Consider the following 11,941-nt stretch of genomic DNA (forward strand, 5'->3'; position numbering starts at 1 on the left):
GGCGGACTTATCCGCCAGCTCCACCCTAGTCGTAGGTCAGGCCTTGGCCTGACGAACCCGCCCTTCCTAGTCGTAGGCCAGACCTTGGCCCGACGAACCGCCCTTCCCAGGCTGTACCCGGCAGCGCCTCCCCGCCGACGAGCAAAGGAAGTTGCCGCCAAAGTTAAACCCAGAAAACGTCAAATAGGCGGAAGACAACATGAACATCTGGAAAGAGTTGTTTCATTTGTGCGAAGCCATTCGAGCCAACAGTGACCCAAGTGACTCTTTCGCAGTAAATCAGCGGCAGTTCAATGAATTAGAACGGTTGCTCAAGCTACTTCCTGCAGATGACGAATCGATTGATGGGGCAGAAGGGGGACGGCAAGGTCGCGCAAGGACAATTAAGACTGCGATGCACCTTTGAGCGGGATGTGGAAAAATAGCCGATCAAGCTTTTATTTACCGACCTGAAATCGGCCACGTGCGAGCGAGAAATCGACGTCCCCGGGCTGTTTTGCCGCTTGCGCATCAGAGGCGACTGACGCAACATATTGAGACAAAAGACGTTACGGGATTCACTTTCAAAGTGGAATTACCAATAGTTGTGTCCACGACTAGCGTTAATTCAACTTTCGTGATCCAGTCAGCGTGTCGACGATAGTCCTGTGAGTGCGGGAGGCAGGAGTCGCGCGTTCAAATCGCGCCACCCCGAACTTGATATGGATGGCTCGCCGCAGCAAGTTGCGGCGAGTCGTTTTTCGATTGGAAGCAGCGACTTACGAAAAAATCTGCGTCCCGTTCGAATGGTTCAAACAATATGTGATTTGCACGGACCAATGGGCCTTGTTGCAGCAAGCCCTTTATCTGCAATATGCTGCTGGGTTCAAATCCCATCGTCTGTTTCGCCATCCATCGACCATATGGTAGCAATGAACCTCAACGTCTGCCCCTGTCTCTGGTAAAATGAGTACGTGTCTGGAGGACCAGAGATGACCGCACAAGATGACCACGATCGACGCGAGGCGTACTTCGCCTCCCGCTACATGAAGATCGCCGAGCACTGGTTCCACACCGAGGTGAGGACCGAATTTCGCGACCACGAAGCGGTCACGGACCGCCGGTGCCGGTTCTGCGGTCGGGGCCGGCCCGAGGTACGGTTCAAGAAGCTCGCGCACGCGATCTCCGACTTTCTCGGCAACCTGTCGATCATCTCGATGAATGAGTGCGACGAGTGCAACACGTTCTTTGGTGAGGGGTGCGAGGACCACCTCAGTAAGGCGACGATGCTGCTCCGCACGCTCGTTGGTATCCCGCGCAAGAACAGCGTCGAATCGACCTTCAAGGACCGGATCCGCGACGAGGAGCTTCGTATCGACTCGAAACCCGGGGCGGTGAACATTCGCGTTCCTGAGCCGAACTCGATCGATGGCCTGCTCGTCGATGGTGTGTTGCCCGATATGATCCCGCTCCGTGGTGACCTCCGGTCGCAACCTTACGTCCCAATTGAGGCCGTGAAGGCCCTCGTCAAGTTCGCCTGTTCGGTATCTCCGAAGGTCGAGTTGGCCCAGATTCAGGGTGCGATTGATTGGGTCGGTGGCCGACACACGGTGCAATTCTCTTCATTTCCTGTTGGATTCGCGTTCACGCCGGGTGCCGAAGCAGCTGGCGAAAAGGTGAGTCACGTCATCTTGATTCGCCGGAGAGACGCCGGCCCGGAACCGTATCTGTGGTTCCTCATACAGTTTCGGAACTTTCGCTTCCAGGTTCCAGTGCCGTTCTGCTCGGCAGACGACGGCGTCACCTGGTTGAGAATGGAGCACTTCCAGTCGCTGTTCCAACCCTCCTGGCCACGTGGCGAGACCACGTTCTCGTGGCTGAACTGGTCGGGAGAGAAAAAAGTTCGGACTTCTTGGGACGTATCGCCGGGTGCCACTGTCGTCTGCGACAGTGCTCTTTAATCTGTTCAGGCGATGGGGGCGGCATCGCAAGGGTTTAGGCGATTCCCTTCAAGCCATTATTCTTTTGACGTTCCACAAATCATGCAATACTGAGATGAATTGAGGTCTCTGTCAGAAGGTAAAAGACACTGTCGCAGACGACAGTGGCACCCAAGAGGAGAATGGCTAACAGTGCCACCCCGCCGCGACGGACGGGGTTAGGCTATACGCTACGCGCGCGTGGTCGCCCTCGAAAACCCCAAACTGAAAAAGACCCCCGTCCCCTTTCTTCGCCATCAAATAGAACAATTTGTTGACGGAAACTGGATTTGCGTACCACCAAACAGTTCGCGAGGATAGCTCGATGAATACGAATTGGCTTCATCACGAAGAAGCAAGAAATTACGCCGTCGCGATTGAGGACAGACAAGCGCGAGCTGCATTGCGCGGCGTGCATACTTTGCTTCTGGAAAGCTGCGGCGCCACGCCGCTATATTCACTCGAGCGTCAACTACGTCCTATATTCCCGCTTGATCTTCGAGTCGTATATCGTTGCGTTGCCTCTCTCTTTTCGGAATGGAAAGAGAATGCCCGAGAAGCGCATCTCACAAAGAACGAGAATGTTAGAAATCTGGACAACGCCAAGGAATATGTTTCTCGGCTAAATGGCGAGCGAGAGAAAACGGCGCAGCTCAACTTCGTGCAGCTTTTATGCGAAGCCGCGCTCAAGGAGAACAAAGTTATTGACGTATTGTTTTGCTGCGAGCTTCTCCATCCAATTCTGTCGGATGATGATGCGCTCGACAACATCTTGAGTGGAAGAGCAGAGAATTGCTCCGTTGACGTCTGGCAAGACTATTAGGCTCTGACGAAGAAAAGGGGACGACGTGGAGAAGGGGACGACGTGGAGAAGGGGACGACGTGGAGAAGGGGACGACGTGGAGAAGGGGACGACGTGGAGAAGGGGACGACGTGGAGAAGGGGACGACGTGGAGAAGGGGACGGGGGTCATTTCCGAGCCCGACTTAAAAAGACCCCCGTCCCCTTTTCTTGCCCGTCCCCTTTTCTTACTCTTCGCCGTCCCCTTTTCTTCGCCACCCGTGGAGATTGCCCCATGACCAAACTACAGAAGCTTCTTTCGATAGCATCCGAGCCGTTGTCGCTACTTCGGCCCTCCGATGGCCATTCGCTGAAATTGTCCCGCCAACTTAAGACACTTGTCGAATGCCGGAACGGCTTCTCGGCCTTTGAGTGTGCGTTAGTCGTATTTCCGAGCATGGATTCCAAGGGGGTGCCCGGAATTCACGAGTGGAATGACCTGAACGGCTGGCGTGGCCATTATCGAGATGTGATAGACGATGAGGACTATTGCTTCGCTCAAGATCTGTTTGGATTACAATTCGCCTTGGCAAAATCAGGGATCGTCAGACTTAACCCCGAAAGCGGCAGTGTGAGCTTGTACGCCAAGTCAATCGAAGACTGGGCGAAACGGCTGTTGGAGAACTATGAGGAGGACACCGCTTGGCCGCTGGCCCACGAATGGCAGATTGTGAACGGAGTCCTACCACCGCAAATGCGACTGCTCCCAAAAATCCCTTTTGTTCTTGGCGGTGAATTCGAGGTGGACAACTTGGTTGCGGTTGAATGTCATCAGGCAATGGAATACTGGGGCAAGCTCTATGATGCCATTCGGAACGTGCCCGAAGGGCAAAGAGTCAGCATACCAGGCTGGATTGACTGATGGGCTCAACATGCGATCGAGCCGGGAAAAATTGTCGTCGCCGCGCGCTCTACTAGCCATTCTTTATTGACCACTGCGCCGGCAATCTAATTGGTGCGAACTCCCCTCGCTTCCTCTATGGAAAAGAAAAGGGGACGGGGGTCTTTTTTCGTTCGCGCCCTTTTTTCGCCCGTGGGTAGCGGTTCGCCGCGCCAGTTCGACAGGTTTACTCTTCGTTCGCTTGCCAGCGAAAGAGGTTGACGGCATTCAGATCCCGCACGATCACATCATTTCCGCTGATCGCAAGGTGCGCCCAGGCTTCGTCTTCGCTAACCTTTCTCTCGTCCAGCAACTCGAACTTTTCCGGATTGGCTCGCAGCAGTAAGAGGAGTCCACGTTCGTCGAGGGCAAGGATCTGGTCGTCCTGAGCGACCAGGCTGCAATACTTGCCGTACGGCTGGGAGGTCCATTGTCGTTCGCCGGTACGAAGATCGATGCAAGTGAATCGCTGGTTTTGCAAATGCAGGTAGGCGTGTCCGGCGATGACGACCGGAGTCGACATGTACCCAGCGGCGTTGTTACTCCAAGTCTCGTCGCAAGTGAACTTCCCGTCCGTTTGGGTGACCGTGAATAACCACGACTTGTTTTGGTAGGAGCTTGTAAAGACGCCGTCTTCAAATGGGGTGGGCGTGAGGATATTCATGCCGCGAAAACTTGGCACTTCATGTTCCCACAGGAGTGCGCCATTTTCGGGATCCACCCCAACCAGTTTCTCCCGCGTCTGTACGACGAGTTGACGCTTGCCTGCAAGGGTTGCGATGGTCGGCGAGGAAAATGCGCTCCCCATCATTCCTCCATCGTCGATCAGCACGCGCCAGACGATCTTGCCGGTCGCTTTCTCCAACTTGATAAACGAGGCGCCTGCCTGGACGTAGAGTGAGTCGCCGTCGAGCAGCGGAGAACTGGCGAACCCGAAAGAGGGCAACGGCGTTTTCAATTGCTCGACGAAATCGACTCGCCACTGCTCCTCGCCGGTTTGAGCGTTGAGAGAGACCAGGACGTCTCGCATGCCAGCCACGTAGAGACTTTCGCCATCGAAGGCCGGAGTGGATCGAATCCAGCTTCCATTGGCCGCGGCGAAGAACGGCACGGTCATCGCGCCAGGCCACTTGGTCTTCCATAACTCCTTTCCGCTCTCGCGATCGAGCGCATACGCGACTTCAAACTCGTTGTTCTCTGTGCCGGTCACAAAGATGGCGGAGTCCGAGACGACGGGACCGGAATAGCTGGGAGGGAGTTCGACTCGCCAGGAGCGCTTAAGCGTCTGCTCGTTTAAGGAAGATGGCCAGGCGGGGCCTTGGACCACAGCGTCACGTTGGGGACCGCGCCATTGATTCCAGAGTGGGAGCGTTTCCTGTCCGACAAGCGACGTCTGACAGGCCAGGGCGATCAATACGACGAACACGTCGCCGAGCAAACGCTTTAACATCCTCACGTTTTCCTTGTTGGAGCCGGATTGATCTGGGTTTGGTCGTCGTCATGGAGGCCGAAAGGTTTACCAGAGGGTTGTAGAGGCGACCTGCAAAATGACAACTGCATCCGGCGAAATCTTTTCCCTTGCTGGCGCTGCGAACTACGATTTCGAATTACAGAATCTGTTATCGATGGTGGGATGCCGGCTTCGTAGTATCGCAGGCGGAGGGCGGTAAATCGCCTACGATACTACTCGGCCAGTTTTGGTTCTTTGCGGCCGCATTTCCCTCGCTTGCGCTTCGGGCTACTATTGGGGCGGCTTGGCGTTTAGCCTCGTTTATTTAGGGCCGCCGGCTAGGCCGTTTACCCATGGTTCCGGTTGCAGGACGCCGCCGTAGTCGGTCGCTTTGTCGCGCCAGACGGCGTGCAGGTGAATCGGGAAGACCGTTTGGCTCGCCTGGCACGAGAGTTCGATCCAGAGGTGCGGGCCGTCGATGCGGACGTAGTCGCCCGCTTCTTTCAGGTCGCCGGTTCCGGAGAAGGCGATGCAGGTTTGATCCAACTCGGCGAAGTAGCGGCGTCGATAATCTTCCGCTTGGGGCGAATCGCCGGTCCAGGCGAGGATCGCTTGTTGGACGAAGACTTGCGATGCATTGCTGAGGCGGCTGTAGGCAATTCCATGTCGCGATTTCGGGAAGAGTCCGTCGCGGCCGGGACCGACGGCGACGTCATTAAATTGCCGTTTGATCCGAGCGATGCGAAGTTGCTCCGGCGTAAGCGATCGCATCAGACCTTGGATCGACTCGTGCATCGGCTTGAGAGGATCATGCGTGACGCGATCGCGACCGGTCCAGCGAATCGGTTCGACGCCGACGAAATAGGGAGTCGCCGAAGCTTGTGCGCCGTGGTAGTAGTGATTGACGGCGAGGTGATCTCCGCCGAACTGGAGCATCCAAGGCTTTTCCTTCGAGGGAACGCCGAGCATTGCGATCGAGTAGTTGTTGCGTCCGAACAAGTCGGTGTGGCCTGCGATGCCGGTATGGGCGAAGGCGTCGTCGGCCAGGCGAATCTCCATCATGCGGTCAAAGCCTTGCTGTCCCAAGCTGACGCGGGCGACTTCGAGTGCTGATTCCAGTTGCTCAGGAGACATATCGCGAAAGTCCAAGCCGTTACGCTGCACGATGTCGGCCGGAAAGTTCGACCAGCGGCTCGCGTTGGCCGGTGAGAAATCAGTCAACACTTCGCGGCGCTGAAAGCCGCGCAAGGATTCGAGAAACGCTTCCGCGGCGTCGACCACTGCATCGGTATGGCTCGCCGGGGGAAGGCCTGTATTGATCTGCGACGGTAAGAATCCAGAGCTTGCAAAGTTGTCGCCGCAAACTAATCGCGGCATCCAGGTCGTTAGAGCGGCAGTCGCCAGACCGGCCAGAACTGTGCGGCGAGTCGGCGGGGTCGAATCTGCGCATAATGAGCCACCGTTTTCCATAGGAAAAGTCCTCTTCTCTCCGAGTGAACGTGCGGCGGCGATCCAATCGATTGATTGTCGCCGCCGTCGGTCGGCATGCGTTCCAATAGTTAATGCGTAAACTATTTTGGCGAGAGGCCAGGAATTTGTATTGCAGCGTCGCGGTTCGCCGCGAGTGGTGAGAAAGCGTAGTCACCTTGGCCGGAAAGAGGCCCGGCAGAATGTGTGTAGAGGTAGAACTCTTGTTTCCACGAAGGAGTCAAGGCGGCGGGTTTACGCCGGCGAGCGCATTTCTTACTTGGGTGCCACTGGCCTTAGCCAGTGTCTTCACTCGGAATGCGGCGTTTGCACGCCCCCAATATCCCAAAACTCCGTCGGCGGCTTCGTTAGCCTGGGAAGATGCGAATCTTGAATTCCGGTCTGATAAAAGCGAACGCTCGACCATTTCCAATCAACGGCTCGACGGCAAAGTCCGCGACGAACCGGGTTTTCGTGAATGTATTCGATGGCCGCTTTGACCGCACTCGATTGGAACAGATTGCGATCGTAGCCGGAACCTTCCTGCCAGAATCGAAACGTCCGTTTGCCGGGCCGTTCTGCGATCGTCAATTCGTCCAATAGTCGAGACTGGGCCGTGATCAGGATTTCCTTAATCTGCACCGACGTCGGCTGTTTCATTTGTTGCAGCAGGCGGCTAATGTTGACGTCGAAGCCCGTCGGCAAAACCAGCAGATGAACGTGCTCCGGCATGAAGACCATCGCGATCAATTGGCATTGCTCGGCTTGGCAAGCGTCATCGATTGCACGAGCGAAAATAGAACGCCACGTGTCATTGGTCAGCAGCGGGCGGCGACGATAACAGGAAAATGTCAGTTCGTGGAAGTGCCCCGGCACATGAAAATGCTTGACGCGTTTTCGGTGTTGCGGCTGGCCGTTCATGTTCGGCAGGGTAGAGAATTATTGACTTCACGTCAAAAGAATTCTTGACTTAGGTAAGTGCGTATGAAGGGGTGTGGAATGGACGTCGGAGTTTGATATTCGGAAGAGAAGACACTGGCTAGGGCCAGTGGCACCCGTTCCGATCGTACTCTTGATCGCCGATTAGATCTTGCGTTTGAGGGAATAACGCGTCGCGTCTAGATGCGGCGTTTCGTCGTTCATGATCTCGGCGATCAGTTTGCCGGTGCCGGGGGACATGGAGAGGCCCAGCATGTTGTGGCCGGCGGCGACGTAGACGTTGCCGTATTTAGGGGAGCGGTCGATGTATGGCGTGCTGTCGGGGGTCATCGGACGCCAGCCGTACCACTTTTCGAGGATCGGTTCGCAGTGGGGAGTTTTTAGATAGACTTCGGCGCCGCGCGTCAGGATGCCAAGACGCTTCTCATTGATACGCGTGTCGTAGCCGGCGAACTCCATCGTCGAGCCCAAGCGATAGCCGCTTTCCCATGGCGTGACGCCGACGTGATGTTGTTCGAGCAGCATCGGGAACTTCGGGCAGATCTCCGGGCGGGGCATCGTCATCGAATACCCTTTGCCTGGTTGGATCGGAATCTTGCAGCCGAGTTGATCGTTCAGGAAGGGAGTCCACGCGCCGGCGGCGATCAAGAAGTCTTCCGCTTCGATCGTGTCGGTCGACGTTTCGGCCGCGGTCGCCGTCTTGCCGCCGCTGGTGAATTTTTGAAATTCGCAGTTCTCGCGGATCTCGACTCCCATCCGCTCCAGCACTGTCCGCCACGCCGTCATCAGGCGATCGGGACGGAGATGGGCGTCGCCCCCAAAGAGCCAACCGCCGGCCAGACCGGGTTTGAGCGCCGGCTCGAGTTCGTTGAGCGCTTCGCCGACATAGGGCGCGGCGACGACGTTGAACTCGCGGGCGAGGAGTTCGTTGACGTGGCCGAATTCATCGAAGTGCGGCTTGTCTTGAAAGACGAAGAGGAGCCCGCGTTCTTCAAACTCACACTCCATTTGCTCTTGCGCGATGATCTCGCTGTAGAGATGTCGCGACGATTGCAGCAGCGCATGAATGCCGGCGGCGGCTTGCATCATCGGCGCGCGGCGGCAGCGGAGGGCGAACTTCGTCAGCCAACTCCAGAGCGACGGCGAAAAGCGGAAGCGAATGGCGAAGGGGGAGTTCGACTGCAGCATCGACAACATCGACGGCAACAACACGCCGGGTTGCGCCAGCGGCAAGACGTGACTTGGCGAAACGTAACCGCAGTTCGCGTGCGAGCAGCCGGCGCCGAAGGTTCCTTTTTCGAGGATGACGACTTTACGACCTGACTTGGCGAGATAGTACGCGGCGGCGGCGCCGACGACCCCTCCACCGATGACGACGGCTGGCCGATTGCTCACGGGCGGTCTGCTTCTTGCTTGCGGATTAGCGGGGAGGAATGCCGAACGCAAATCGATCGGCCGGGTCGATGATCAGCTGGGAGACGGCCGTGACAAACGCCGAGCCGCGAATCGTGGGAATGATCTGACCATCGACTACAGCATAACTTGCTTGGAAAATGCTGCCAGTGATCGATTCTTGTCGCCAGACTTCGCCGGGCGCCAGTTTTTCTTCGGCGGCGAGGACCGCGACCTTGGCCGACGTGCCGGTTCCGCAGGGAGAACGATCGTATTCGCCGCCGGGGCAAAGGACGAAATTGCGGGAGTCGGCCGCGAGCTCGTTGCTGGGATTGCCATAGAGCTCGATGTGATCGATTTTCCCGTTACTCGCGCCGGTGATCTTCTGCTTGTCGATCGTTTTGCGAATCGCCTTGGTAAACCAGAGGAGTTCGTCTCGATCAGAGTAGTTGAGCTCCATCGACGGCGACTTCACCAGGAAAAACCAATTTCCGCCGTACGCGATATCTCCCACCACGTTGCCATAGCCGGGGACGCTCAGCTCGACGTCCGCCTTGTAGCGATAGCTGGCGACATTGCGGACGCTCACTTCGCCGTTGTCATGCAGCGTCGCCAAGATGTCGCCGACTGGAGTTTCGATCCGATGCGGGCCTGGCTTGATTCGCCCGAGATGGGCGAGGGTCGCGACGACGCCGATCGTCCCGTGCCCGCACATGCCGAGCACATCGACGTTGTTGAAAAAGATGACGCCGGCGGTAGCGTCCGGATTGGTCGGCGGCGTCAACAGCGCGCCGACCATCGCTTCCGACGCCCGGGGCTCGGTACAGGTGCTGCTGCGGATCCAGTCGAACTTCTTTTTGAAGATGGTGCGACGTTCCGACAGCGGTCCGCTGCCAAGGTCGATCTCTTGGTCAATCACGCGAGTCGGCTCGCCCCCGGTGTGCGAGTCGACCACCGAGAGCGTCGTTACCGAGCGGGGAGTTTTGGCCACGGCAGCCTCTTAAGCAGTAAGAACCGGACGCGTGGCGATCGCTTTACGAATCACGCTCAAGACCTTGTCACGTTCGGCGCCGACCAGCGGAAGCCGCGGCGGACGGGTCGTTTCGGTACCGTAACCGCATTCCTGAACCGCCAGTTTAATGTACTGGACCAGTTTGACGTCGGTGTCGAGGTGCAGCAGCGGCGTGTACCAGCGATAAACTTCGACCGCTTCGGCGTAACGCCCTTCGAGGGCCAGGTCCCACAGCAGGCGATTTTCGGCCGGGAAGGCGTTGACCAGGCCCGAAACCCAGCCGTCGATTCCCAGGACCATGCTTTCGAGCACGACGTCGTCGACGCCGCAGAAGAGCAAGTAGCGATCGCCGCAGACATTGCGGATGTCGGTGATCCGGCGGGTATCTTCGGTCGATTCCTTGATCGCGACGAACTTCGGCTCGTCGGCCAGTTCGGCGAATTCTTCCGGGGTAATGTCGACCTTGTAGGAGACCGGATTGTTGTAGATCATGATCGGCAGGTCCGACGCAGCGGCGACCGCGCGGAAGTGAGCGGCCGTTTCGCGGCTGTCGGAGCGATAGACCATCGCCGGCAGCACCATCAGCCCGTCGACCCCAATTTTTTCGGCGTCAGCCGCATAGCGGCAGGCGGTTGCGGTGGTAAACTCGGCGACGCCGGTCAAAACCGGGACTCGGCCGTTAATGTGGGCGACGGCGGCCTTCAGGACTTCCAGCTTTTCGTCGTAGCTGAGCGAACAATTCTCGCCGACGGTCCCCAATAGGATCATGCCATGCACGCCGGCTTCGATCATCGCGTCGAGGTGCTGCAGCGTGGCGGGGATATTCACGGAAAGATCGGCGTTAAACTGGGTAGTCGCAGCCGGAAAAACTCCGCTCCAATCGACGTTCATTCGTTTGGTCCTTTGGACGAACAAGATGAGGTTTTTTGTGTACAAAGACACGATAAGCGATCTGGTTCGCTTCGTCAACAGAATTGCGTAAAATCTTAGGTTTCGCTTTTTCGCCCACCGCCCCACTTAGGATTAGCGCCTGTGTCGTTGTCGGATCGCATTGCGGAAGAACTCTCGGATCGCATCAACGCTCGCGAAGACTTGCCAGAACCCTTTTCGATCGCCAATGTAGCCCGGCTGTTTGACGTCAGCGCCTCCCCGGTTCGGACGGCGTTCGATCAGTTGGTCGAGGAAGGGCTGCTCATTCGGGACGAGTCAGGGCGTTTGACCCCCAATCCAGGCCGGAAGCCGAAACGCCGCACCAATCGGAGCGACGCCCACGAGCCGTCGCTGGAAGTCCGGATCCGCGAATTCATTATTCGCCGCAGCCTGGCGGGAAACGACTCCTTTTTGCGAGAAGAGGCGACCGCCGAGCATTTTGGCATCAGCCGGACCGTCTTGCGACATTGGCTGGGGAAACTCGCCGGGCAGGGCTTCGTCGAACATGTCCAGCGGCGCGGTTGGCGGAGCCGACTCTTTTTGCCGCAAGACCTGGAGCATTACTCGGAAGTGCGGGAGACGCTCGAGCTGTTGGCGCTGCGAGACGTGCGGGAAAATCTCGATCCCGAAATGCTGAAGTCGATCTTGGCCGGCAATCAGCCGCTGCCGGACGGAACGCCGCAGCTCGACAACCGTCTGCACGCCTACTGGATCAATCTCTCGGGCAACTATTACATCCGCGACTTCTTCGATCGTCACGGCGTGTTCCACGCGGCGATCTTTGATCTGGCGACCACCGAGACCTCGGCCGTCGCCGAAATGGCGGAGCAGCATCGGGTGATCCTTGAGTCGCTGCTGGAGAAGAACTGGAAGAAGGCGGAAGCGGTTCTGTCGAAGCATATCCGCTCGCAGATCCCCCGCGTCGAGCGGATGCTCGAGGAAATTCGGTCGGAAGGGAAAAAAGGCCCGGCCGAATAGGGGGAAATGCCCAGTTGTGAGGGGCATTCGCCTGGATCTTGGCGGCTCAGTCGGGGTATAAACGTGCGTGCATTCAACCGATGCACAACTTTTCC

At 57.4% G+C, this 11,941-nt stretch carries 10 protein-coding genes; 4 read left to right on the forward strand and 6 right to left on the reverse strand.

Annotation, left to right across the window (positions count from 1 at the left end):
- Positions 1-971 precede the first annotated feature (971 nt).
- The 3 genes from LOC68_RS07860 to LOC68_RS07870 all read left to right on the forward strand — a co-directional run bounded on the left by LOC68_RS07860 (position 972) and on the right by LOC68_RS07870 (position 3,660).
- Complete coding sequence (locus LOC68_RS07860; RefSeq protein WP_230217455.1) at positions 972-1,940, forward strand: hypothetical protein; 969 nt, start codon at positions 972-974, stop codon at positions 1,938-1,940.
- Between the two features lie 343 nt (positions 1,941-2,283).
- Positions 2,284-2,781, forward strand: a complete 498-nt coding sequence (locus tag LOC68_RS07865; RefSeq protein ID WP_230217457.1) for a hypothetical protein — start codon at positions 2,284-2,286, stop codon at positions 2,779-2,781.
- 252 nt (positions 2,782-3,033) lie between these two features.
- Positions 3,034-3,660: a hypothetical protein gene (locus LOC68_RS07870; RefSeq protein ID WP_230217459.1), complete on the forward strand. Its 627-nt coding sequence runs from the start codon at positions 3,034-3,036 to the stop codon at positions 3,658-3,660.
- A gap of 205 nt (positions 3,661-3,865) precedes the next feature.
- On the opposite strand, the gene LOC68_RS07875 is transcribed toward LOC68_RS07870, so the two are convergent.
- The 6 genes from LOC68_RS07875 to LOC68_RS07900 all read right to left on the reverse strand — a co-directional run bounded on the left by LOC68_RS07875 (position 3,866) and on the right by LOC68_RS07900 (position 10,829).
- On the reverse strand, positions 3,866-5,128 hold the full coding sequence (locus LOC68_RS07875; protein ID WP_230217461.1) for a PQQ-binding-like beta-propeller repeat protein: 1,263 nt from the start codon (positions 5,126-5,128) through the stop codon (positions 3,866-3,868).
- A 321-nt stretch (positions 5,129-5,449) separates the two neighbouring features.
- Entirely contained in the window at positions 5,450-6,505 is a 1,056-nt protein-coding gene (locus LOC68_RS07880) for a DUF3500 domain-containing protein (protein ID WP_230217463.1), read from the reverse strand.
- 399 nt (positions 6,506-6,904) lie between these two features.
- Positions 6,905-7,516 (reverse strand): REP-associated tyrosine transposase, encoded by a 612-nt coding sequence (locus LOC68_RS07885; protein ID WP_230217465.1) that lies wholly within the window; start codon positions 7,514-7,516, stop codon positions 6,905-6,907.
- Positions 7,517-7,678: 162 nt separating this feature from the next.
- Positions 7,679-8,929 (reverse strand): NAD(P)/FAD-dependent oxidoreductase, encoded by a 1,251-nt coding sequence (locus LOC68_RS07890; protein WP_230217467.1) that lies wholly within the window; start codon positions 8,927-8,929, stop codon positions 7,679-7,681.
- 25 nt (positions 8,930-8,954) lie between these two features.
- On the reverse strand, positions 8,955-9,917 hold the full coding sequence (locus LOC68_RS07895; RefSeq protein WP_230217469.1) for a proline racemase family protein: 963 nt from the start codon (positions 9,915-9,917) through the stop codon (positions 8,955-8,957).
- Positions 9,918-9,926: 9 nt separating this feature from the next.
- Positions 9,927-10,829, reverse strand: coding sequence for a dihydrodipicolinate synthase family protein (locus tag LOC68_RS07900; RefSeq protein WP_230217470.1), 903 nt, complete (start codon positions 10,827-10,829; stop codon positions 9,927-9,929).
- Positions 10,830-10,970: 141 nt separating this feature from the next.
- Here LOC68_RS07900 and LOC68_RS07905 point away from each other — a divergent pair, with 141 nt between their 5' ends.
- On the forward strand, positions 10,971-11,846 hold the full coding sequence (locus LOC68_RS07905) for a GntR family transcriptional regulator (RefSeq protein ID WP_230217472.1): 876 nt from the start codon (positions 10,971-10,973) through the stop codon (positions 11,844-11,846).
- Positions 11,847-11,941 lie beyond the last annotated feature (95 nt).

Origin of the sequence: Blastopirellula sediminis (assembly GCF_020966755.1) — a bacterium.
In the GTDB taxonomy this organism is placed as follows: domain Bacteria; phylum Planctomycetota; class Planctomycetia; order Pirellulales; family Pirellulaceae; genus Blastopirellula; species Blastopirellula sediminis.